The 24,541-nt window shown below is 36.8% G+C and carries 19 protein-coding genes; 9 read left to right on the top strand and 10 right to left on the bottom strand.

Annotation, left to right across the window (positions count from 1 at the left end; translation table 11 throughout):
- A partial coding sequence (locus N7U64_RS13080) for a DEAD/DEAH box helicase (protein ID WP_318930034.1) occupies nt 1-3,166 on the top strand: 3,166 nt, incomplete at its 5' end.
- A gap of 19 nt (nt 3,167-3,185) precedes the next feature.
- A complete protein-coding gene (locus N7U64_RS13075) occupies nt 3,186-4,016 on the top strand; it encodes an HNH endonuclease (RefSeq protein ID WP_318930033.1) in 831 nt (276 codons plus the stop codon).
- 708 nt (nt 4,017-4,724) lie between these two features.
- On the opposite strand, the gene N7U64_RS13070 is transcribed toward N7U64_RS13075, so the two are convergent.
- From N7U64_RS13070 to N7U64_RS13045, 6 genes are all read right to left on the bottom strand, one after another.
- A complete protein-coding gene (locus N7U64_RS13070) occupies nt 4,725-7,424 on the bottom strand; it encodes a phospholipase D-like domain-containing anti-phage protein (protein WP_318930031.1) in 2,700 nt (899 codons plus the stop codon).
- A gap of 14 nt (nt 7,425-7,438) precedes the next feature.
- The gene (locus tag N7U64_RS13065) at nt 7,439-10,360 is read right to left on the bottom strand and encodes an anti-phage-associated DUF1156 domain-containing protein (protein WP_318930030.1); all 2,922 of its coding nucleotides are present in this window, start codon (nt 10,358-10,360) and stop codon (nt 7,439-7,441) included.
- Nucleotides 10,361-10,375: 15 nt separating this feature from the next.
- A complete protein-coding gene (locus tag N7U64_RS13060) occupies nt 10,376-10,933 on the bottom strand; it encodes a DUF3780 domain-containing protein (RefSeq protein ID WP_318930029.1) in 558 nt (185 codons plus the stop codon).
- Nucleotides 10,934-10,943: 10 nt separating this feature from the next.
- Nucleotides 10,944-14,042, bottom strand: coding sequence for a DUF499 domain-containing protein (locus tag N7U64_RS13055; protein ID WP_318930027.1), 3,099 nt, complete (start codon nt 14,040-14,042; stop codon nt 10,944-10,946).
- Between the two features lie 182 nt (nt 14,043-14,224).
- Nucleotides 14,225-16,537: a DEAD/DEAH box helicase family protein gene (locus N7U64_RS13050; protein ID WP_318930026.1), complete on the bottom strand. Its 2,313-nt coding sequence runs from the start codon at nt 16,535-16,537 to the stop codon at nt 14,225-14,227.
- Nucleotides 16,534-16,857 (bottom strand): nucleoside triphosphate pyrophosphohydrolase, encoded by a 324-nt coding sequence (locus N7U64_RS13045; protein WP_318930024.1) that lies wholly within the window; start codon nt 16,855-16,857, stop codon nt 16,534-16,536. Before N7U64_RS13045 ends, N7U64_RS13050 begins: the two co-directional genes overlap by 4 nt.
- 110 nt (nt 16,858-16,967) lie before the next feature.
- On the opposite strand from N7U64_RS13045, the gene N7U64_RS13040 reads away from it, so the two are divergent.
- The gene (locus tag N7U64_RS13040) at nt 16,968-17,357 is read left to right on the top strand and encodes a RidA family protein (RefSeq protein ID WP_318930023.1); all 390 of its coding nucleotides are present in this window, start codon (nt 16,968-16,970) and stop codon (nt 17,355-17,357) included.
- 37 nt (nt 17,358-17,394) lie between these two features.
- Here N7U64_RS13040 and N7U64_RS13035 read toward each other — a convergent pair whose 3' ends face one another.
- From N7U64_RS13035 to N7U64_RS13025, 3 genes are read right to left on the bottom strand one after another with little or no spacing between them, the layout of a single operon-like run.
- Complete coding sequence (locus N7U64_RS13035) at nt 17,395-17,658, bottom strand: hypothetical protein (protein ID WP_318930022.1); 264 nt, start codon at nt 17,656-17,658, stop codon at nt 17,395-17,397.
- Between the two features lie 14 nt (nt 17,659-17,672).
- Nucleotides 17,673-18,056, bottom strand: a complete 384-nt coding sequence (locus tag N7U64_RS13030; RefSeq protein WP_318930021.1) for a hypothetical protein — start codon at nt 18,054-18,056, stop codon at nt 17,673-17,675.
- Nucleotides 18,053-18,355, bottom strand: a complete 303-nt coding sequence (locus N7U64_RS13025) for a hypothetical protein (protein ID WP_318930020.1) — start codon at nt 18,353-18,355, stop codon at nt 18,053-18,055. Before N7U64_RS13025 ends, N7U64_RS13030 begins: the two co-directional genes overlap by 4 nt.
- A 331-nt stretch (nt 18,356-18,686) precedes the next feature.
- Here N7U64_RS13025 and N7U64_RS13020 point away from each other — a divergent pair, with 331 nt between their 5' ends.
- From N7U64_RS13020 to N7U64_RS12995, 6 genes are all read left to right on the top strand, one after another.
- Entirely contained in the window at nt 18,687-19,115 is a 429-nt protein-coding gene (locus tag N7U64_RS13020) for a hypothetical protein (RefSeq protein WP_318930019.1), read from the top strand.
- A gap of 49 nt (nt 19,116-19,164) precedes the next feature.
- Complete coding sequence (locus N7U64_RS13015; RefSeq protein ID WP_318930018.1) at nt 19,165-19,584, top strand: hypothetical protein; 420 nt, start codon at nt 19,165-19,167, stop codon at nt 19,582-19,584.
- A gap of 77 nt (nt 19,585-19,661) precedes the next feature.
- Entirely contained in the window at nt 19,662-20,807 is a 1,146-nt protein-coding gene (locus N7U64_RS13010) for a S8 family peptidase (RefSeq protein ID WP_318930017.1), read from the top strand.
- A 147-nt stretch (nt 20,808-20,954) separates the two neighbouring features.
- A complete protein-coding gene (locus N7U64_RS13005) occupies nt 20,955-21,626 on the top strand; it encodes a Type 1 glutamine amidotransferase-like domain-containing protein (protein ID WP_318930016.1) in 672 nt (223 codons plus the stop codon).
- Nucleotides 21,611-22,021, top strand: a complete 411-nt coding sequence (locus tag N7U64_RS13000; protein ID WP_318930015.1) for an NUDIX hydrolase — start codon at nt 21,611-21,613, stop codon at nt 22,019-22,021. Before N7U64_RS13005 ends, N7U64_RS13000 begins: the two co-directional genes overlap by 16 nt.
- Before the next feature lie 233 nt (nt 22,022-22,254).
- The gene (locus N7U64_RS12995; RefSeq protein WP_318930014.1) at nt 22,255-23,247 is read left to right on the top strand and encodes a DNA/RNA non-specific endonuclease; all 993 of its coding nucleotides are present in this window, start codon (nt 22,255-22,257) and stop codon (nt 23,245-23,247) included.
- Nucleotides 23,248-23,301: 54 nt separating this feature from the next.
- On the opposite strand, the gene N7U64_RS12990 is transcribed toward N7U64_RS12995, so the two are convergent.
- Entirely contained in the window at nt 23,302-24,387 is a 1,086-nt protein-coding gene (locus N7U64_RS12990) for a diguanylate cyclase (RefSeq protein WP_318930013.1), read from the bottom strand.
- Between the last annotated feature and the right edge of the window lie 154 nt (nt 24,388-24,541).

Raw genomic sequence — 24,541 nt, 5'->3', positions numbered from 1 at the left:
AAATTACGATAGAATTGCAGGATATTTTAGTTCTTCTATTTTAGAACTTGCTGGAGAATTAATAGAGGTTAATAAATATAAATTATTCAAAGACAAATTCCCTCAAAAAATTGAAGAATTTAATCACAATCCGCAAGTTCTTTTACATATATATCCTAAAATGACTGATGAAAGTCCTTTTTATTGGTGTACTACTGAAGAATATCAATTTTATATTAAAAATCAATTTGAGAACTATTTTGATATTCAATTTTTATATAATAATCTTTATCATTCTTTATTTCCCATTTTTTACTCATTTGATAATTTCGATCAAGTATTGAGAGATTATGAAGAGGATGATCAAGAAATCAAATCTTCGAACTTTGAGAACATTAATGAATTTTATGGAAACCTTGTTTACATAGATTCCAAATTATACGGGACCTATTCTTTCGATGAAGAAATCTTATCTAACCTTACTCCCTATTTTACTAATATAAGTCTTTTGAATTTAACAAGTAGCGAAATTCAAGCTTACGATTTAACATTCGAAATTCAAGAAAATCAAAATAGTTTTCTTATATTTATGAATAAATTAATTAATTCTACTCAAAAACAACTAGTAAATATTGTTCATTCAAATGACAACGAAATTTTTATTAATGAATACTTACAACGTCTATCTACTCTAGTATATTTAAATTCCAATATAAAAATTTTTTTCACAAAAAAATCTTTATATTTAACAAATATAGATGAGTCAAAGTATTTAAAAATTCTTGATGAATATTGGGGATTTAGCTCATTCAGAAGTTTAAAAATGTATAAAGATCCTGATAATTCTAAAGAATTGATTGATGTTAAACAGTCACAAATTATTCATGACATTGTAGAAGAAATCGAAAATGCGCAACAAGAAAAACCATTTAGAGATATTTTTATCACCTCTTCGACGGGTGCTGGTAAATCTGTAATGTTTCAACTTCCTTCGTTTTTAATGCACAAAAATCATCAACTACTAACTATCGTTATTTCTCCATTAATAGGTCTAATGAATGATCAAGTAAAAAACTTACAGGCTCGCGGTATTAATAATGTAGCGACAATCAACTCAAATATTACACCAATGGAAAAAGAAGAGATTCAAGAGAGAATTCATAAAAAAGAAATAGCTATCTTATATATTTCACCAGAAACACTATTAAATAGAGCAGATATAAAGTTATTGATTGGTGAAGAAACTAAAGTTGGTTTATTTATTGTAGACGAAGCCCACATTGTGACCACATGGGGAAAAGCGTTCAGAGCTGATTATTGGTACTTAGGACCCTATCTGCAAAAACTTCGCAAAGAAATGAAATTTCCTATCGCTACTTTTACCGCAACTGCAATTTACGGTGGAGAAGAAGATATGTATAAAGAGACACGTGATAGTTTGGGGTTACTTAATCCCAAATTTTATTTAGGTCAAATAAAACGTAATGATATAGAGATGAAAATTGATAGTCATCCTAAAGAACTAAGTACAAATGAATATAGAATGGCAAAATTTGATTTTGCATCTTTGCGGCTAAAAAGTTTTATAAAAGATGAAAAGAAAATACTTGTTTATTTTCCTACAATCCCTTTAATACATCAGCTACAAACTTATATTGAAGAACAACACCCAAGATTATCAAAACAAATTGTAACTTATTATGGTAGTCTTCCTAAGGCACATAAAGAAGAACATCATTACAAATTTTCTCATGGTGATTCTAAAATTATGTTTGCTACAAAAGCATATGGAATGGGTATAGATTTACCTGATATTGACATAGTATACCATTATGCACCGACCGGAAATGTATGTGACTATGTACAAGAAATTGGACGTGCCGCACGTGATGAACGAATTAATGGACAGGCATATTTTGATTTTTTGAAAAATGATTTTTCGCATATTAAACGTTTACACGGAATGTCCACTATAAGAAAAAATCAATTACAACAAGTGTCCGAAAAAATTTATAAAATTTACAAAGAGAAAAAAAAATCTAGAAATCTTCTAGTCAGCGTAGAAGACTTCTCACATATTTTTACATCAAATAATGGAAATGAAGATACTGATGTTGAAGGAAAATTAAAAACAGCTCTATTACTAATTGAAAAAGATTTTATTAATAGAATTGGATTTGCACCATTTGTTGCTAGACCTAGAGGCTTATTTTCCAGAGAATATTTTAAAGTAACAGAAAAAGGTGAGAAATTATTACACCAAGTTCAGAATAAAGAATATGCAAGATTTATCAAAACGATCGACCATGATCACTACAATAAAATTTATGAAATTGATCTTAAGAAAATTTGGGAGAAGAGATATCGTAACCTTTCTTTCCCTAATTTCAAGCGTAAATTTCATGATCGAGATCATACGATAAATTTAAACTTTTTAGATGAAATTGATTCTACATTTATTGTTAATTTTCAGTCAAAAAACTCTTTAGAACACTCTTTGACTATTTTTTCTCAAAGATTACAGTCAGTAAGTGGATTTTTTAATAACTATGCATTAACTCGATCATTCTTTAAAAACGAAGATTTAGCAGTCTATCTTGAAAAAGAATTAAAGTTAGATAAATATAACGCTTTAAATCTTTCACAAATCATTTTGCAATCAATGATTCGATATACTTCTCTTAGATTAAATACTAATTCTAAGTCCGTGATTCATGTAAATGAAAACAAAAGTTATAGAATCACTCCATCCTATGAAGATTTTTTTAAATTTGTACTTCAACAAGCAAATATTTATTTTGATTCTAAATGGACGGATCAACAATCTGATTCTAGTTATAATGTTTATCTTTCTAAAAGTGTAAGAGATGCCATTAACCGCTCTACTATAACATTCGGATTACTCGAAGGGTTGGGTCTAGTCAATTATCAAATCCAAGGGGGAAATACTCCAGAAATTTATATACGAATTAACTCTACTCTACAACTAGAAAGCCTAATTAAGAATCCTAGCAAGTATCAAAATAAAATCTTAAATGATGTACATTATCGTCATAAACTTTCAAATGAAATGTTGAAATATATTTTTGAAAACAAGATGAATACTGAAGTTTTTTGGAATGTAATTGAGGACTATTTCTTAGGAAAAATTCCTGAACAGGTTATCTCAGCAGCTAGAACTAAGTGATTTTAGGGAGAGATCATTAATGAGTTTTTATATTGTCATGGATACTTCTCAAAATCAAAATGATTTAAATATTCTTGAATGTCCTACCAAAGATAATTTGGGCAATGTTCCTCATTATTATTCTAGAATGATAGATCTAAAAGAAAATGATTTTGTATTTCATTACAATCAGGGGTTAATTTATGGAGTAAGTAAAATTACACATTCAACGATTATAAATGAAAATCACAATTTTTTAGCTGAAATTGATTTCACGAGGTTACAAAATCCACTTCATATCAGAAGTAAATGGCCTGTCGTCAAAGAATTGTTACCTCATGAGTATTCTCCATTTCAAGCAAATAGTGTTGAGAATACTGGATTCCTATATCCTTGTAGTGATGACTTAAGCATGTACTTATTTTCTGAAATTGCTAAATATAATACTGAAGTAATTAATGAGGATGAAATGAACCAAACTGAAGTTCAATTAGAACTTTTAATGAGAAGAGGACAACATGTATATAAAAAAAGATTAATAGCTTTATGGAAAGGACAATGCTCTATTTGTCATATTAACTTACCTGAATTACTTAGAGCATCTCATGCTAAACCATGGAAAGATTCTAATCCAAATGAGCGACTTGATCCTTATAACGGACTATTATTATGTGCGCATCATGATGCACTTTTTGATAAAGGACTAATTAGCTTTGATCAAAAAGGTCATATTTTAATATCTGAAGTATTATTAGCTTCAAATCCTCAAATCTATCAGGTTTCTCTAGATACAAAACTAACGCTTTTTGAAGAAAACAAGAAATATTTATTGTGGCATCAATGTTATGTTTTCAAAAATAAGATTCTTTGAAGAACATCGGTTAGAATAAAAAGTACTAGCATTATCGGTATCTTGAGTACGTCATTTATTACACTCAATTTGATCTATCAAAAACTATTTTTTTAAAAGATTGAAAGAAATTTATACTAGCAGCTTATATTTAATTCTTTTTTAATTAATCTCAACACTTCTTCGGAAAAGACTTCGTATGAAGTTTTCTAATTGCTGAGATGTTGCCGCTTAAAAAAATACCAAAGAATGTCCTGATACATTCCCTCCCCTGTCTTCATCAAGATACAACAGTGTTCATAATTTACTGTGATCGAGTGTCCTCTTGTACCCTGACTTACGATGAAGTCGAAAGTCTTCGCATCTCACGTGTTTTTTGACACTTTCATTTTTATCGCAAGCCGTCTGTTCTAGTAAGACCTTGGTGTACGAAGGTCTATGTTGTGGAAAAGTCTTCTTACCAGCTATTTAAGACACTATACTTTTCGTATTTTTTCAAAGAAACGCAATTTTTTTAATAAATTACTTACGCCACAGTTTTTCTTTTGGACATCTTCGTATATTTCCCCGTAAAAAAGTATCCAATAAAGTTGGATTTTTATTTCCAACTTTATTGGATACTTCAAGCGGTTACCAAGGCTACATTCTGTTCTCCTTTAAGTATTGAACTCAACGTCTAAATTCTTCAAATTTAAAATTTCAAAAATTGATTTCACAAAAAAATAATTTTTACCAACCTTTTTTAAAATATTTTTTCATTTCTTTGCGGTCTAAGACTTTTGTACAGCTTTCCCAATCTATTTTTTTAACTGAGTTATTATATCTATTTTCGAATGGATGCTTTTGAGGAACTTCATTTATACGCTGCTTTGCTTTTTCGATATCATTTTGAGCTATATCCATCCATACATCCTCTAGCACATCTGGAATTTGCCCAAATACACTATGAATATTTTTAAATCTATCCGATAGTAATTTATGAACTCTATCTTCTACCGAGTCTTTATATCTTAAATTATAAATATGCACAACATCATTTACTTGTCCAATACGTTGAATACGCCCTTTTCTTTGTTCTAGACGAGTTGGATTCCATGGCAAGTCAAGATTTATTAATGTACCCAATGTTTGTAAATTTAATCCTTCGCTAGCAGAATCTGTTCCTACCAATATTTTTAATTCACGTCTCTTGACTAAAATCTTTAATTCTTCTTTTTCTTTTTTCAAAAAGTCTCCATTTAGAAAAACTCCAGACTTTTCTCCTCCTGCATACAAACCGATACTTTCTTTTGGAAATTTTTCAGATAAAGATTGAGCCACCCATCTAGAAGTATCGAAATATTGTGAAAATATGATACACCCTTTTTCAAACCATTTCCAATCAGATAATAATTCAAGTACTTTCTCAAACTTAGGATCAGATTCTTTATTCATTTCTAAAGCTTTTACAAATTTCTCAAGAAGCTTTTTTTCATCAATTGTAAGATTTTTAATATTAGATCCTAATGCTGGCTCGTCCTCCTCCTCAATCCAATCAAATAATGACGTATTCCACCCAGATAGCATCTTTCTACCTGTGCTTAGTCCTGCTACTACTGAACTTCCAATTCTTTTTAACAACAAAGTCTTTAAAAAACCACTACTCTTATTACGTTTCCCTAACAAATCACAAAATTCTTCCGCATATATATAACCTTGTTTTAGATAACCTGATAGTACTAACGCACTATCATCAGACTCTCCGTGTAATTCTACATCAATTTTTTGCAGATAGGGTTCTCCAGTTTCTGGATTTGTTGTATTTTGTAAATACGCTCTTTCTCTTCTTACAACATGACGGATATAGGGATTATATTTTTCATAAAAATCATTATTTAAAATTCGGTTAATTTTTGTCTGATCCGGTTTAGAAAGATCTAATAGATTAGTATTTATAACAAATTCATCGTCATCTAAACCTAGTTTTCTTCTTATCATACCGAAAGTGATCTCATCTTCTTTCGCAGGAGGAAAAGGGTTCCTTATCCACTCCCAATTTTCAGAATTCAAAAAATCAATTTTCTCTTTTCCTGTAATTAGATCCAAACTTTTGAGGATGTATTCTTTTTTTCGCCATAATGAAAATCTATTTCCTAAAACACTTTGATTTTTTTGAGATAATATATTCATCAAATCCCATAGCTCAATAGGATATAACTGTATTGGTGTCGCAGTAGCTAATAACATACTCTTTGTACTTTTAGAAATCTCTATTAAAAATTTGTATAAATTATTAGGTTCTGGATTCTGACTTTCTTTCTTATCACCCAAATTTTTTCTTCTTGCTCTATGAGATTCATCTACGATCACACATTCATATTCTTTAGTCAATAAATAATTAATAACCGGAGACTGAGATACTATAAGTCCTTGTGATACTATTCCAATTTTTCTAGGACATGCTTTTATATCTTCTACTCCTTTGTTTGGATAGTTAAATTTATTTTCATCTACCCACTCTTTACCATTCCAAACAGCTGAAGGTATATTCAGTAGAGTATTCAATTCATCTTGCCATTGCCACAAAAGTGTTTTAGGCACAATTACAAGAATAGGCTTGTCTCCATATAAAGCCATCAACTGTGCAGACATTGCAAGCTGAATCGTTTTTCCAAGGCCAACTTGATCCGCCAGTATATACCTTGCTCCATGACTTTTTTGATGATCACTAAAAGCTAAATCAATAAAATATTTCTGGTGCTCCCAGAGACCAAATTCTCCTCTTATCACAGGAGATTCTACTGCAGTAGAAGCTGGATCAGGATTATGTTTCCACTTATCTACGGTTTCAATTACTTCTCTATCAGATATCCTTTTTATATCTTCAATAACAAAATCTGAGAGAGGAACAGCACTTGGGTCGTACCAAAGAGCTTCGAATTCTTCTTGTACCCATTCAATTGCTTCTTGAGAATCATCTTCCCATACTAATTCGTAATTCAATTTCCAACCATTATAAGTTTCATTGGCACTACCTAAAAATGTTGTCTTTTTTCCATTAGCTAAAGTTATAACGCCTGCTTTACCATGAATAAGACCAAATTTTTCATCTGGAATCACTCTGACTTCAAGTTTTCCAGTAGATAAAAGATTATAAAGCTTTTTAAATCTATTCGCTGAATCCGGTAACTCTTCAGGCTTAAAATCACACCACTCTTTTCTAATAGCTGCTTGAGCAAGTCTTGCTGTTTCAACATCCTTAATATTTAGTCCAGAATTACAAACTATTCTCACAGTTCCTTCTATCTGTTCAATTGATTCTCCAGCAAGTTCTAAAATAGAAGAACTAAAATATCCTGCAATTCTATCGTAATTTTTTGCATTAAGTAACTTAGTATTTAAAAGAGAAGCATTAATTGCTTCTCTTCTTGTTGAATATCTTTTTATCAAGTATATTCGCCACCTTAAACTCCATCATTACGAATGGACTCTTTTAACAAACGTGCATAGTATGAATCTTTATGCCAATGCTGCATATGTGAAATCTTTTCAAATCTGGATACGAAACCAAGAATTTCGATGATCGCAGATCTCTTATTCCAATATTCGTTACCTTGATCATACTTTGCTTTTAAATAGTTTTTACCTTCTAATGTTGATTCCGATTGAACACATAGATGTAAAGATACTAGTATATTTCTCATTAAAGAATTTCCAAAAATATCTTTATCAATCCCTTTAGTACGATATTCTGAAGCTGTTTTTAATCGAACTTTATTTGCTCTAAAGTTTTCAAACATGTCTCTGTAGTTACTGATGCTAAAGCCTCTTGCTAGTTCTTGATATGCACTAATTTGATATACATTTCCCATCTCTAATTCAAGACTACGAATGAAGAATCGCTCTTCTGCCGATAATTCTCTCCAAACTAAATTGTCAAAGCTCTCTGGTATTAAATAATCAAAAGCTATTTTTACAGCTTTATTAATAATAGATTCAATTGGTCCTTCTTCCGAAGAATTTCTTGTTCTAGACAGTTCATATTTAACATCAATTCCTTCAATATCTCTATACGAAGTAAGAATTTTTAATGAGGAGGCGTATGATGCAAGTAAGTAATCTGCATCTGTGAAATTTGGATCTTCTTTATCATCTAGATCTCTCATGCTATCAATTTGAAACTGAACTTCTTTTTTTATTTTTTGATATAATTCATCTTGGAACGCCACGTCATCTGAAGTCTGCTTTTTCAAAACTAATAATACTGTTCCTTTAACGTAATTACCTTGTTTTAATCCAGATGCATCAGTTTCAGTAGCAATATTCCATGCTGAGACTACTCTTAGGCCTGATGACCACAAAATCATTGCTAGTTCAGCCCATACTTTTACATCTTGATGAGTAAACATTACCACTTGTGTTCCATTATCGGGCATATGCTGTGAAAGATTACGATAGACATCAATCATACTTTCATTGAATTCTTTTCCTTTGCCTTTAACAGCAAGAACTCTTTTACTATCTGTATACCAGTCTTTAAATTCTTTTTTTATCAATAACTTATCCCATGATAGGAAAAATTCTGTTAGCTCATGATAATTTACGGCATCAGCATATGGAGGATCTGTGATCCAAATGTCACAATTAGTATTTACTTCTCTTGCATCAGAAAGTTGCACTTCAGAATTTCCCAACTCAAAAGAAGCATTGAGAGTAATATTCCAAAGGTTCTTTAGATCAATTAGAGGTCTGGTTCCATAGTTATAGAAAGTATTTAAAGCTTGATTAGTAAAAACATGAACTACTTTTTCAACACCTGGACTATTAACCCACATACTTAACTTAGAATTAAAGTTAGCAAATTTATTTATCCCTAAAAGACCCGTAGCTTTTTGTAATTGAGTATATTTACCTTCCGATATCTCTTCTACAAATAATCCTATAATTATAAGTTGTCTTGGGTTAAATAGCTGATGCCAGTACTGCCAACCTCTTTCTCTCACAGGTTGATTAGTGTTGTATCCTTCTTCGATAATATCTGTCGGGATATACCCTTTTACTTTCCAATCATCTATTCTTTCTGATAACTTATTTATTACATTCTGCTCTCTCTTTAAATCTTCAATTGAAGGTTTAGTATAATATCGTTCTATTTTTTTATTTCCTTTTTTATCAACATTTTCTTTTACATATCGAATACAAAATAAGCGTTCCTGAAATACATCGCTTTTTTCTGGTAAAAAATCGTTTTTCTCCCATTTTCTTAACCCACTAATGGTATTTCCATCAGCATCTCTACGGTCTTTCCTTAAAACAGCTATAGGAGTTTCTTTCTTACAATGAGGACACTTTAATTTCCCTTGTTGAACAGTCGACATACTTTTAGATTTTAATATTTCTTCATCAGAAGCATTTTGAATTATTTCAATTTCAAATCCATCTACATTATTATCTCTTAATAATGCAACGGTTTTAGTACCTTGCCCTATTACCCACGAAGGAGCAAGTGGAACTTTATATCCACACTCCGGACAATTTGATTCAATACAATACAAATATGAGTCTGCTCTTTCACCATATTCATTATGTTCTAAACCCCATTCAACAATCTTCTTGTCAACAACATCGTAAACATGTGTTTGAAATTTTTTTAATGTTTCAATCTCATTTGCTGATGCTCCAGCTATATTAAGTGCAGACCATGTCAAAAGTGCAGCTACTGGGTTTAAATCTGAAGCATAAACATCTGCTCCAATACGAGCAGATTCAAATGGGATACTTCCTCCACCAGCAAAAGCATCTCCTATCCTTGGTTTATGTCCAAATCTTTTATTTCCAAGTTCTTCTACCAGTTCTTGAATGTTTGATACAGATGTATCTAAATGATCATTTACTTCATTCCAAACGTTTTCAGGAATTTCTTCAACATGCTCTGGTCTATCACAATAAGTCAATTTTTCGTCATATGAAAGTCTAGCGAATGCAATCTTCTGTATTTTTTTCTTTTCAGCTGTAGTAACACCTTTCTTTAAAACAGGTTTTTCTTCTGTTGAAGTGGAAGAAAAATACGTCGTTTTTTCAGAGAAATTTAAAAGAGAAAATATTTTTTTTAACGGCAAATTTTTTGATTTTCTTAGTAGAAGACCTTCTTCATCCATTGTCAGCAACTTCAAGAAAATTTCTCTATCTTTTTTAGGATTGTCTGAAACAGGTAATAAAACACCAAGCATTGTCGCCCGTACTAAAATAAGCGGTTTACGCCCCCACCACTTTCCAAGTCCAGTTAACGTTTGTCCTAAATTTGCTTTTCTTTCTTTATAACTTTCTTTTGAAATCTTTGAAACAGGAAACTGTGTCTCAATAAATGACTTACTGTAATCTAACAAAACTTTAACCCCCGCTTACGTGTTCTTATAGAGCATTTCTAGGATGCTTCCTTGTTGCTTGTCCTCACCATCAATTGGATTCTCAGTTAAAGCATATCTAATCGCTTTCCTCCATCCTCTTTTATCGTCTGCATGTCCTGTAACAGCATTTGCCATTGTAAACAGCCACCAACGTTCTTCTCTGCTTAAGCCCATCCAATTCTTTAATGCCATAGGAATAAGCTGTGGATCAGAATCTTCAATTGCCCACATGAGTAAAACCATTTCCTTACCAAGCAATCGTTCAACTGGAACATGACCATTTTTGTATTTTCCAATTATCACATCTTTTTCTTTTAGTCTACTATTAAATGCTGTTGTCAATGGTTCTTTAATAATATTCCATTTATGTCTATCCAGTGTGACCTTTAAATTTTCTTCCAGTATATCAGTTCGTTGTTCTTCTGCATCATCCCATACGAAACGTTCATATACTGCAACATCCTCCTTTGGGCTTTTTGGTGTCACAAGTAAAAAGTGATGTTTTGATTCTTCAGGTATATATCCAAATCCTAAAGCTTTTTTTTTCGGCATAAAGTCCTCCTTATTGACTTATATAATTTTTATATAAGTCAATACTTTGCTTGTTTTCTGCAATCCAATCTTCAAAGTACTGACCTTTTTCAAAATTACATTTTTCAATACTCATTGAAATTTCAACACTTTTTTCTTTGAAGAAAGAATTCCTCAACTCATCTAATTGATTAATGAATATAGCAGGTTCGTAGAAAGTATGGTTGTCAAACGATAGTTCGATCCAACTTTGTTGTGTTAAGTTGCTCTTCTCAAATAATTGAAAACTAACCCCAGCTATTTTCACTTTATGATTATTAAATGATTCCAGGTTTTTATATACATCGGCAGTAATAGAAGATTTAATTGTATGTGTTAATAGCAATGAAATATCTTTATCTATTTCAAATTTTGTTTCTGTTACAGGAATTGAAATCGTTTCAGAGAAAATACTCAATTCTTCATGTACAGCAATTGCTTGTACAAATTTTGTTCCGCTTGGAACTTCAAAAGCCTCTTCATAAAAACCACCGCTACTTTTAGGATTAGAGCCATCTGTAGTGTACTTAATTTTTACCTTTGGTGAAGATGCCTTGAGCTCAATATAATTTTTCCCACTCTTATCGAATGCATTATACTGTAATTGAACATCATTTTTCCATTCAGTAACTGGCCCAGTTTCATGAATACCTAAGGTATCAACACATAAAAACGTCAGTAATAACTCGGTTGTTTTGAAAGCATTCAAGTCTTTAACTTCCAACGATCCTGTAGTAGCTTCATCATTTATCTCGTAGTAGACTGTTTCACCATTTTGGGGTGTGATTTTCAAGGTCACTTCACCATTTCGTTCATCTCTGAACACTTCTCTAACGTTAACAGAAGTTTCTGGTGCAGGTGGTTCTTTGTCAAGATAACCCCCTTCTTCAAGCCAAATACCTTTTTTTAAACAATCATTTTTCAAATCTTCTAATGCTTTGGCGTGATGCCAGGTCCAGGACGTATTTGTAGCAACTCGTTCTTTCAGATCAATCCATCTTGCTTGACGAGTCGTAAAAATTCGAGCTTCAAACTTTCTTCTAAATGTATCGTTTGCTGTATCTTTTTCAAATTTCATTACTTCCATTAGAAGATTACGAATTTGTTCCTCAGCATCAAAACGATTATTTTTAAATTCCATTTTAAAATCACTAGATTCAAAACCATCAGTAGTCGGATAATACAATGTAATAAACGTCTCTCTTGATGTTTGTAGCATATTTAATTCTACTTTATGTAGAATATCCTGTGCCTGCTGAAATTGTGTATCACTCTCAGCTATCTTATCTTCATATTTCATACGACTAATAATTGATTGAATTGCTTTCGACTGTTTTGAAACTTCTAATAGATTTTCCATCGAGTTTCTTTGCCCCGTCAAAAACATAACTCTATTTTTATATTTTACGTTTTCATAGAAATCTGCTAAATCTCGCTGCAATCCAACTCCATTAGGGTTCGGTTCAAATAGAATCAATGTAATCTTGTCTTGACGTATTTCAATTTCATCAATTGCAGGAAATACCTCTACTTCTTGATAACAATCTTTAAGTTCCGGCAAAAATTTAGCACCTAAAATGCGCTTAATTTCCTGTTTAGCAATCTCATCTGAGTACGTATCTACTAACGAAAGTAACTCAGCATTGACATTTTTAACGTCCTTAAAATACAAACGGTTATCTCTGTCGGCATAAAGATACCAAGCTTTTACTTTAAACTCTTCTAATGCTCCTTTAATTTCTGTAATACTTCTACCAGGACTAGCTATTATTCCAATTGCTTCTTGAATAGAAAGTCCATTTAGAACACCTGTTACATCTCCTAAAGAAGAAACTAATAAAAGCTTACTAAGGTCTTGCATGTCTTGACTTTGAGTCACCGAATCAATTTCTTCTGATATGGATCGTCCTTTTTGAGCAATATCGTGTGAGATAGCATTTGATAACTTTGGCTTTATACTTCGTATCATAGAAAATGTTTCTGCATCATTTAAATTCAAATCAAAAGCATTTATTAAAAAGTTGGACTTTGCTTTGGGTACATCTCCAGAATATAAATTTTTAACCATTATTCTTGTAAGTCTAATAAAGCCTCTAGTCTGTTGAAAACCAGGGTTTTCTTTAAATCTAGCAAATAAATCTTTAATGGAGGGATGAAAAGGATAGGCATCCATGATACCTGTGTATAGCTGTTCTGGAGATAAGTTAGTATAATTCATTTGCTTTGCTTCTTGTATATTCTCTTTATAACTTATTGCTATTTCATGCTTTTCGTCTTTGGTCGCTGTTGTCTCAAAAAGTCTCTTCCTTAAGATATGATAAAGATCATCCGAAGTTGTCCCTACTGGTTCAATATTAATAGAACTACGCGCAATCTCATTTTCAAGATTTTTAAATGATTTTTGAATCAAACTTGAACCAGTTTCATATGTTGCCTGCAGGTCAGAAATGACAAGACATACATTATGTAATTCCGATTTACTAAGAGCATTGAACAAATTAGCTAAAGCATTAGTTGTTATATCAGCTAAAGTACCAGTTCCCGCTGTAATTGTACGTGCATATTCTAAATACGGTGGTAATTCATCTAAAAGAATTAAAGTAGGCTGACCTTTAAGAAGATTAATCCAAGCTGATTGACCTGGTGATTTCAATGGAGCATAGTAATCTTTAAATACTTCCTCTTTTCCTAGTTGACGAGCAATTTCTCCCCAAATACCATAAGGAATATCACTTTCACGTCCGGTGTAAGCTATAACTTGTATAGGTTCATCAAATGATGTTAAGTGAGAAATTTTTTCTTTTCTAAGATCCTCATTTTGAGCCAACAAACCTAATGCCACCATGTTATGTGTTTTCCCGCCACCCATACTTTGAGTGAGTTTTATGATACCGTTTGGTGCTTTACCTTCGAATCGCTTAAAAGCTGTTTCAAATACTAGTTCCATTCCTTCAGTAATATAGGTTTCATTAAAAAATTCTCTTGGTTCAATTGAGTTGTCAATTAAATTTGCTAAATCTAAAGTATCATCACGTTTCGACTCATCGAAAACACTATCTCTTGGTCTACATATTTCGTAAAGGTTCTTCATCTTAATCCTCCATAATATTGTTTTGTATTCATATAAAAAATTATTGATTTTTTGTCTAATTTAGAGAAATTATTTGCATCATAGTCAATAAACTAATTTAAAAGATTTATTCTTTCTATAAATGTTATAAAAAATGATATAAATTTATTTCTTAGTGATATTTTAACATTTATATTTACAAATTAATTAATATAAATTTCTAAACGATACAACACGATGTCTTTTATTAATTCGTATAGTTTTCTGCTCTGAAATATGTTTATTGATATATATAAAACATCACATTCAAAAATAAACGGATACCCTATTTTCGGAAATGGCTGTTGCTTCAGCAATGCCACTATTTTGGATTCATTGTATCCATTCTCAAAAACCTTCCCTTGCGCATCCTTTACTTCCCGGTACTTCTCCGCATGCAAATACTCATAAAAGAACGGCGCCACTTCCTCTGCGGTAATCGACTCCATCCAACGTTCTTCGCCCCGCTCAAGCATCGCTAGCAACACAACCATCTTATAGCTCCGGTTCATGACCGTCTTTTCGACCTGTTCAATCAGTTCACGGTTAGCATCGTAAGTCTCGATTTCTTCATCCGTCAATTCACCTTGTTCCTTCAGGAAACGAACGTACGAGCCCCACTCTTGTTTATAGCCAGTCGGCACGGCTGTCAGTTGACCAATCTCAACGTAGGTTGGACGACGCCCGAGATCGAGCTTCAATTGTTCATAGCTCTCAATCAAGCGGAGTTTCCGCTGATTCGGTTGACGCATGCGATGAATGATATTCAGTGCTTGTGTATCGAACTCGATGATGCATCCCTTTGGTGGGGTAATCGGCTCCTTATCTCCACGCTTAATCTTGTTTTTTACTGTTCCAAGCAACATCAGCTTCGTCTCGACATTTTTGTAGTTGCCGATCAAATCGATGATGACACAATGTGATTTCTCATTCGCTAAACGTAAGCCCCGTCCAATTTGCTGGGTGTAGATTGCGATTGATTCCGTCGGTCGGCAAAACAGTAACGTATCGACTTTTGGAATGTCGACTCCTTCATTAAACAAATCGACCGTAAAGACGATATCTAACGTTCCCTGTTCAAACTCCTGAATCCGTTCCCGTCGATTGACGGTCTGTCCGGTCAAGGCAATCGCTTGGTGTCCCATTTCCCGGAATGTCTGCGCTAAGTATTCGGCTTGGCGGATCGACGAACAAAAGCCGATCGTCTTCGTCTGCCGGTGCTTCGACCAAGCGGCATAGATGTTTTCTGAGACTGCCCGATCAATCTGCGCCTGTTCCAGTTCCATCGCATCATATTTCCGTCCCATCCGCCGCAGTTGCGAATAATCGATGACGTCATGAATCCCGTAATAATGGAACGGAGTCAGAAATCCTTCGTTGATCGCTGACGTGAAGTGCATTTGAAAGGCAACGTGATTGTCGCACAGTGCATAGACGTCCGCTCCGTCCATCCGGTCCGGCGTCGCTGTCAGTCCCAGTAAAAATTGGGGTTCGAAATGCGCCAGGATCTTTTGATAACTTTTAGCTGCTGCGTGATGAAACTCATCGATGATGATCAAATCAAAATAATCTTGTGCGAACCGTTCAAGATGACGGTTTTGGGATAACGTCTGGACCGATCCAAACAGCACGTCCGTCTGGTCATCGTTCGTGCGGTCTGATCCGATATAGAAAGCCGTCTGCCAATTGGGTTCGACCTTTTCAAACGAACGTTCCGCTTGTTCCAGCAACTCGCGTTGATGTGCGAGGAACAGTATCCGCTTAAAACCACGTGCAAAGAACGCACTGAGATACGTTTTCCCAAGACCGGTCGCAAGCACAGTCAAAGCACGCGTGCGTCCTTCTTCCATCGTTTCCCGGAGTGCCCGTAATGCTTCCTCCTGCACCCGGTGCGGCAAAATCTCATCGAACGTGACGAGCTGTTGCTCCGCATAGTCAACTTCCGGTTCCGCAACATATTGCCGTGCGTCATGTTCTTGCCGGTACGCTTCGAGGACAATCGGATTCAGATCTTGAGCTGCTTCACTTAAATAAAGATCCATGAATGCCTCGATCGCATCATCTAAAATATGCGGTGCGACGGCTTGCGGCAAATGGAGATTCCACTCGACACCGGTTCGGAATGCACTTTTAGAGATATTCGATGAGCCGACAATCGACAGACCGGTCTCTGCATTGCGGAACAGATAGGCTTTCGGATGAAACGCTCGTCCGCCGGAGCGATAAAACCGGAGCGACAGACCGTCCAGTTTCAATAATTCTGCCAACGCCTCTGGGTCCGTAATATGTAAGTAGTCGCCAATCAAAAAATGCACATCAGCGCCCCGTTCGACGGCACGCCGTAACGCCGGTAACAACAGTTCGACACCAGAACGTTGCGCAAAGGCGGCGACGATATAGACTTCATCAGCTTGGTCAATGGCAGTGACCAACGATGCATACAGGTCGTGCGTCGTCAGTTTTGCAGCCGAAATCAATCTTCGACCTCAATCAGATACAGCTTGTCATCAAAGCCGCCCCGCTTATCGTGTTTCTTAAGCCGGATTGCTTCCAGTTGTTCCGGTGTCGTCCCGTGCGTCCGCGCCAGCGCGTGAACCAGCTCCAATAAGTCGGCCAATTCTTCAACTGCTTCTTCGGTCGTCGTTGCTTCTTCGTATTCCGCTACTTCTTCATGCAACTTCCGTTTCGCTTCGATGAGGAATTCTTCCTCGTTAAGTGTCCGGAACGTTGCTTTTTTTCCGTTCCGAGCAATGATAGTTGGAATCTGATCCCGGACTAATTTATGATAAAGAGGCATTGGATTCACTCCTTGTAAGTATGGTGATGGTGTTGTAAAAATTATCCTATAGTTCAAGGCAGATAGCACGTTCTACATACGATTTATTTTATGTTAGAGGAGGAGTTTTCATGAGTTCATTCCAGAAAATCGAAACAACCAACGCACCGGCTGCCATCGGTCCCTATTCGCAAGGTTTCATTGCCAACGGTACATTATACGCATCCGGTCAAATCCCGATCAATCCGGCAACGGGTGAAATAGTCGTCGGTGGCATTACGGAGCAGACAGAGCAGGTCATGAAAAACGTCGATGCCATCTTAAAAGAAGCCGGTCTGACACCGGATCGTGTCGTCAAGACGACGTGTTACTTAACGAACATGGATCATTTCGCTGCGTTTAATGATATCTACTCCGATTACTTTGCTCCGCATAACCACTTCCCGGCACGATCTTGTATCGCCGTCAAAGAGTTACCGAAAGATGCTTTGGTTGAAGTTGAGATTTTAGGGTTAGTCTAATTTTTTGGAGCACGTCACGTTTAGTGGCGTGTTTTTTTTACCTCCGTAATCCCCAACGTCCTGTCCCTATTCCGGTCTCACTGTAGAACAAATCCTGCGTTCCTTCATATAATTCACATTCACTCGCATGAAGATAAATCAATTTTCGAATGCGTGCGTCTAATCCCGCTTCCGTCGAAAAACGAGAAAGATCCAAATCACTCCGCTCTCGTAAACGCTGATAAAGCTCTGTCAAATCCAGTTGTCCTGCATCTAAAATCTCGATGATTGCTTCTAAAAGTGCTTCACTGCTTTCATTCATCGGGCTACCTCCCTTCACTCTGTCATTTGTTCCTTAACCCGCTTTTTCGCTTCCAGTGACATCGCCACCACTATCGCAATCCACTGTGGAATGAGCATCAAGAGACTGACGAGCAAAATCAGTTGTTCCGCCGTCAACGGTTTGAAATAACCGTCCCATCCGAAAGTGTCCATCTGACCTGCAAAGTATATCGATATAAAATAGGACACGATATTACCAGCAACCACAAACAGCAGATGACCCCATCGCTGACCGGTGAAAGCAAGAACCGTGAATCCGACAAGTAACAGTAGATAACCAAGTAATGTCCCTGTCTTGAAGTCTTCGAGCAACGCCAGGTAGACGAATGGAATACAATAGCCGGCTAAGACAGCTAACCCGATCCACCACTTCTTCATCCAAATTCCCCCTCACCCTTTTCAAACTGACGGTACAGCCAATCCCGAAGCAGTTCCCAGCGTTCCGGATAGGCGTTACTGCCCTGAGACGCTCCGTTTCCCTCTGATCCGGTCCAACTGATTTCCCAATATGTCCGTCGAGAATCAGCCATTCCGTCGTGTATTCCGGTTGCCAGTCGATGACCCCGGCCTTCTCTAAATGTCGTGTCAGCTCCTGCTGTTGCTGTCGGGACAAGAGAACGATCGTTTCTTCTCCCGTTCCCTCTTCCAGCCGCAATTCCCGGGTCGCGGCCGTCCACGTAAATAGTTGTTCTTCTCCCATGCCGGACTCCCGGTAATGGAATTGTTGGATTGGATGGTCGCTCATTTTTATCCGTCCTTCCTCGTTCACTCCTGTTATTTCCAGTATAATTAAATTTCCATTTTCTACCTATCTCAAAAAATGACGAGGTGTTGCTTATGGATTGATTTCCAATCGACAGTTGATTTTTCATCAACTTTGATTAATCTAATGAATTTAGAAACCTGATCATAATTATTTTATCTTACAATAATGTAATTACAAAAAAATACTTAAAATGGATATGATGATAGACGAATAAGGAAATAATCTGCCAAGGGGGAATTTGTTTGTTTACTTCAAAAAAAATATTGTGTGCAACATTAGCTTTCGGTGTATTTTTATCAACTGTTACACCTTTATCGAATGTATTCGCTTCAGAAAAAAATAAAAATCAAATTCAGCAAGTATCAAAGAAAAATAACAAGAATATGAGGTTATCAGAAGATGGTAACGTGTCAGCTCAAGGTTGGAAAAAAGAAGTGTTTATTTATGCACTGAAGTATGGAGGTAAAGGTCTAGAAGAACTGTTAGAATATTTAGGCAAAAATTCATACAAAAAAGCAGTAAAAGAAAATAGACTATCTATCGCAAAATATCTTGAAAGAACTGAAAATGTTGCTAAACGAGGTCTTAAAAATTTCCTGATAAATGAATGTGACATTTCACCTTCCACTTCAGATGTTATTGCTGAAGCTATTCTTTTCTTTGTACTTTAATCGATAGTTATTAATGTGAAATCGTAATATAACCAAAGGAGTGTTAAAGATGCAGAAAGAATTAGAACTACTTAAATATCAAATCACTTTATTAAAACAGATGGTAAATATTGATGAAATGCCTTTTAACGATTTTTTAATTGATCATGACATCTCAAAAGAACAACATAAATGGATCATTGATGTCATGAAAATTCTCAACTACCGTTTTAGTTATGTAAAAGATGCTACTGATGACTATTATAATTCTGTTACAGATCAGTTTTCAAAGGATTATCAATTTACAGAAATGAATTTTAATCAGTTTTTTGAAATCAAACTTCCTACTTTTAAAGAATTCGATGCTGTCATCTCAAAAAACTTACCTGCTGATACGGAAAATCTCTATATGTTAAAAGCTATGAAGAATCAACAAATGTTTCAAGAACTATGCACTCATCTAATAGAAGATGCCAAAATTGAAAAATGACTAATCGATTAAAAATAAGACATGAGTTTTCAATTCATGTCTTATTTTTTTTGAAGATAACCGGAGGTAGTTTTTGAATGAAGAAATCAGCAACTCTTATTCTTATTACATCGATCACCATGTCAACATTTTCCGCCTCTAATATTGCAGTAGAAGCTATGACAACATCATCTCATTCAAATAAAGATTATTTGATTTCATTTAAAAAAAATATCGATAGCAACATCATAAAAAAATATAAAGGGACTATTTTGGAACAGTATAAAAACTTTTCATTTGTTAAAGCAAGTTTCGGCTACAATCCTACTAAGGAATTACTGAAAGATAGAAATATACTTTCTGTGGAAGAAGACATACTTTTAAAAAATCAAAACTTGACCACCGCAAATCTTTTTAGTACTAATAACTATTTAATTTCTACAAAAAATAGCACCTTAGCTTTGACCGGAAAAGGATCTTCAGTAGCAATTTTAGATACTGGAGTTTCTACAAAACATAAAGACTTAAAAATAAAAGGCGGCATATCCTTTATAGAAGGTAATAAAAAATATGAAGATGATAATGGTCATGGTACACATCTAGCAGGCATAATAGGAGCACAAAAAAATAAAATAGGGATTACAGGGATTGCTCCCAACGCTGATATTTATGCAGTAAAAGTCTTGGATAATAAAGCAAGCGGGAAATATAGTACCGTTGTAAAAGGGATAGATTGGGCAATCGAAAAGAACATAGACGTGATTCTTATGAGTTTAGGTGGATTAACCGAGTCTACTTTTTTCAAAAAAGCGATAGATAAAGCTTATAAAAAAGGTTCTTTATTAGTTTCATCCGCAGGAAACTACGGTTACAAGGAAGGCAACACTATTACTTATCCTGCAAAATATAATTCGACGATTGCTGTAGGTGCTTTAGATTCAAACAATGAGCGAGGGTATCTTTCAAGTAAAGGATCTCAATTAGAGCTTATGGCACCAGGTGTCGATATACAAAGTACTTGGATAAAAAATTCTTATAAAAGAGAAAGTGGAACTTCTATGGCTGCAGCTTATGTCGCAGGAGAAGCCGCTCTTTTATTCGGCAAATATCCAAAATTAAAAAATAAAGAAATTAGACACTATTTAAAATCCTCAGCATCACCTTTAGGTAAACATGATGAATATGGTAACGGAAAAATCAATTTGAATCAGGCTATACAACTCATTGAATCCAATCAAAAATAGTTTTCTTGAATTTTATAGTAAACAGCTTTTTGTATACTTGAATATAACCTTTCCAGAACAGACTATTGCTTTTTAAGGAATTGAAATAGTAATTGATTTCTCACTTACTATTTTATAATCTGCATTTTTAGCAAGGAGGCAGCAGGCATGGTCAATCAACAACTCTTTTTATTCGGAGGCGGTCCGCCGTTCACTCCAATGCTTTGCGAACAATTCGTCTCTTGTCTCGACCAATCGGGACCGGTTGCCTTACTTTATGTCCCGCGTCCCGGCTCAAACTGGGACGATTATGCCCCGATCTATACGGATGCGTTAACGGCAAATGGTGCGACAGATTTCTTCCACTTTCCGTTATCTGCGCGTCCGACACCTGAACAACTCGAACAATTAGCAGGAAGTGCCGGGATCATCATCTCGGGCGGAGAAACGGAACGGTATCAACAGTTCATCGTCGGTACACCAATTGGTGCTGTCATTCACGAACGGTTTCAGCACGGCGTTCCCGTCGCCGGATTTTCAGCCGGTGCCTTACTGACGCCGGACGAGTGTCGGATTCCCGCAATCGATCAACGGAACGGTCAAGCCTTAGTCCTGCAGGGTCTCGGACTGTTAGCGGACGCCGTAGTTTCCGTCCATTACGATACATGGCAGGAAGAGACGAACTTGTTCGAGGCATTCTCAAAGACGGAAAGTACCTTCGGTTACGGCTTACCGGAACGAGCTGGGATTCATCTGAAGAACAATCAACTGGTCCAACAGGAAGGACCTTCACCCGTTCTCCTGCAAAGAAAGGAAGAGATGTCATGTCGACCATCGTAACTGCCGTCAAAGGAATCGTTCAATACGGCACTCACAGTTTAATCGTTCAACGTGCCGCTGCCGACTCCGGTGGCGGCACGTGGGAATGCCCGGGCGGAAAAATCGATTTCGGTGAGCTGCCGGAAGACAGCCTGATTCGGGAAATCCAGGAAGAGACAGGGTTAACGGTCACCGTCGATCGGATTGCGTATGCTTCGAGTCTCATGACGCACCCGGACCGCCAAGTCATTTTGCTGGTCTACTTCTGCACCGCTACGACACAGACCGTCGAATTGTCCGACGAGCACGACGACTACATCTGGGCAGATGAATCGACACTCCGCCAACAGATTGCACCCAATATCCTCGCTGATTTTGAGCGGTATCAGATTTTCCCGCAATTGATTTCCTCTTAAAAACAGTTATTCCTATAAAACTGCGCGATTTTAATTCAAGTCACCGGCTCGGACACGTCACTTGTGAGTGGCGTGTTTTTTTATTGTGAAACGGCCGTCTCTTGAAACACTACTTTTGATAAATCACCTGCCAATATATCTCTCATTTAGTTAGATATTTAAAATCCGCTTGTATTCAGGATAAAAGATTCCTAAAATGAACAAGTATGTCATGCCATTTAAGGAGTCTACTTATGAAACTATCCTTTACTTACTTTGCGTTACCACTGGCTGCCCTTCTCTTAACGGGATGTGCCGGTAAAGAAACAGCTTCGCAAGAACCAAAGACCGACCAATCAAACATTCAGAAGGATTCACCGAAGCAGGCAGAAACAGAAACCAAATCGGTCGAAGCAGACCAAACGTCTGAGAAACCCGTCACGAAAAAACCGGCGAACACCGAAACGGCCACTGCTGAGGCGACAGCCAAGTCTTCGAAGAACTCCGTTTTTTCGGGCTATACAAAACTGAACGTCGACGGGGGCGATATGTCGGGTGATCGGGAACCGAATGCTGTCGTCAATATCGGATTCGGCAATCGGAAATATTGGGCGTTTACAAATGAACATGCCCAACTCGTCAAAGTGATCGCGAAAAAAATCACCTTACAAAATGATTCCGAGGAAACGACGTCATCCGGTCGCTATTATTCAGACGAAGCAAAAGTCCCGGGCGTCGAGAGTCCGCAACTCGACGAAGGCCACGTTATCGCCGATTCACTCGGCGGGGTCTCAAACGCCTATAACATCACGCCGCAGGACAGTACGCTCAACCGGCACGGTGATCAGGCCTATATGGAAAACACTATCCGCAAGGCCGGTGAGGTGACAGACTTCGAAGCGACGATTACGTATCCGGATACGAACACACAAATCCCGTCGCATTATCACTATACGTATACGCTACGAGGAAATAAAATCGTCGATGACTTCGATAACGTCAACCCGGATGAAGTCAATGCCGAACTCGGTCTGACCGAAGACAAAGAAGAATCGGTACAAGCTTCTGCCGATCCAGAACCGACTTCCGACGCGACAAATGACGTCTCAACCGTCGACGCGAACGGCAACGGACAAGTCACGATCCAAGAAGCCAAAGACGCCGGTTTCACGATGCCGATTACAGATGACCATTGGCTCTATCCATACATGCGGGACAACGACCATGACGGGATGGTCGGCGAATAACCGATAGGTAAAACAAACAGGCGGACTCCGGAGAGCCCGCCTGTTTATATTGGATTATTCTTCGCTGTAGCCGACGACCTTGTTCCGTCCCGTCTGTTTCGCATGATACAATGCCTGATCGGCTTTTTGAACGACTTCAAACGATGTCTCGCCTTGGTCCGATGAGGCCGCCCCGATTGATAACGTGACATGGAATGCCGGATACGTGCCGAAGACAAAATGCTGATCGGCACAAGCAGAACGGATCGTTTCGCCGAGCCGTCCGGCTTCTTTAAGCGGTGTGTCCGGTAACAGGACGACAAACTCTTCTCCGCCGTAACGTCCGACGAGCGCCTGATCCGGACAACAGTGTTCGAGCAGGTGGCTTAATTGTCGCAAAACGACATCACCCCCGTCATGTCCATACGTATCGTTGACCGATTTAAAAAAGTCGATGTCGACAATCAGAACGGAAAACGCATAGCCGTGTTGATCATAGTGAGCCAGCGTCTCATCCAGTTTCCGCCGGTTGGCGAGATTCGTCAGCCCGTCCGTCAATGCCAGCTCCTGCTGGGTCTGAACGAACTGGAAATGTTTGCGCAGTTCCTGCAGGAAACGGTACGTGACATAACCGCCCAGTAAAATGAAAATGATATAGACCAAGGCGATTTCAAGAAATCGGTTAAATGTCTCCGTTAATAGATAAAGGGCAGGTAAACTGTAACCAATCCCGATACCGATTAAGACTAAATAACCTTTGAGTGTATGCGACGCAAATCGACGATAAATGCTTGCCGTGATGAGTAAAGCGATACAAATTAAACCGGTCAGGATCAACCCTTCGTAAGCCCCCGGCGGCGTAACGGCAAACCGGGCGCCAAGAATCGCGAGCGTCGTAATGCCGGCACTGACCCAGCCGCCGTAATAAAACGCCGTGACAAGCGCGACGAGCCGTAAATCAATTTTTGCGCCATCATAGGTGACGCTGTTCAGAACAAGCAAGACACTGATAAACCCGGCAATCAATCCGACCAGAATACGAAGCTTGACCGGTGACGCCGGTGAAATGCGTTTGACGTGTCGAAGTGGTAAAAAGGCAAATAACAGTGACGTAATCAATAACGAAAAATTCAACAGAAACTGATTAAACTGACTCAACATGCTGCACGCCCCTTATATAAAACTAATTCCCTACACGTTATAGTTCTTTATCGGACTAATTCTTACCTGTTTCAAGCACTCTGACAGGTTTCCATTTTTTTCATCAGGGAATCAGTTCAAAGAGACTGTTTCTACTTCATAAGGGGGTAATCGC

The sequence above is a fragment of the Exiguobacterium sp. K1 genome (assembly GCF_033721435.1).
GTDB classification, from domain to species: Bacteria; Bacillota; Bacilli; order Exiguobacteriales; family Exiguobacteriaceae; genus Exiguobacterium_A; species Exiguobacterium_A artemiae.
The sequence above is the reverse complement of the archived record's forward strand: the minus strand, read 5'-3'. Positions and strand labels throughout refer to the sequence as shown.

Bases quoted from the DNA above. Each gene is read 5' to 3' on its own strand.
- N7U64_RS13015 (WP_318930018.1), top strand. From the start codon at position 19,165: ATGCAGAAAGAATTAGAACTACTTAAATATCAAATCACTTTATTAAAA.
- N7U64_RS13010 (WP_318930017.1), top strand. From the start codon at position 19,662: ATGAAGAAATCAGCAACTCTTATTCTTATTACATCGATCACCATGTCA.
- N7U64_RS12990 (WP_318930013.1), bottom strand. From the start codon at position 24,387: ATGTTGAGTCAGTTTAATCAGTTTCTGTTGAATTTTTCGTTATTGATT.
- N7U64_RS13005 (WP_318930016.1), top strand. From the start codon at position 20,955: ATGGTCAATCAACAACTCTTTTTATTCGGAGGCGGTCCGCCGTTCACT.
- N7U64_RS13060 (WP_318930029.1), bottom strand. From the start codon at position 10,933: ATGCCGAAAAAAAAAGCTTTAGGATTTGGATATATACCTGAAGAATCA.
- N7U64_RS13000 (WP_318930015.1), top strand. From the start codon at position 21,611: ATGTCGACCATCGTAACTGCCGTCAAAGGAATCGTTCAATACGGCACT.
- N7U64_RS13075 (WP_318930033.1), top strand. From the start codon at position 3,186: ATGAGTTTTTATATTGTCATGGATACTTCTCAAAATCAAAATGATTTA.
- N7U64_RS12995 (WP_318930014.1), top strand. From the start codon at position 22,255: ATGAAACTATCCTTTACTTACTTTGCGTTACCACTGGCTGCCCTTCTC.
- N7U64_RS13040 (WP_318930023.1), top strand. From the start codon at position 16,968: ATGAGTTCATTCCAGAAAATCGAAACAACCAACGCACCGGCTGCCATC.
- N7U64_RS13030 (WP_318930021.1), bottom strand. From the start codon at position 18,056: ATGAAGAAGTGGTGGATCGGGTTAGCTGTCTTAGCCGGCTATTGTATT.
- N7U64_RS13045 (WP_318930024.1), bottom strand. From the start codon at position 16,857: ATGCCTCTTTATCATAAATTAGTCCGGGATCAGATTCCAACTATCATT.
- N7U64_RS13055 (WP_318930027.1), bottom strand. From the start codon at position 14,042: ATGAAGAACCTTTACGAAATATGTAGACCAAGAGATAGTGTTTTCGAT.
- N7U64_RS13035 (WP_318930022.1), bottom strand. From the start codon at position 17,658: ATGAATGAAAGCAGTGAAGCACTTTTAGAAGCAATCATCGAGATTTTA.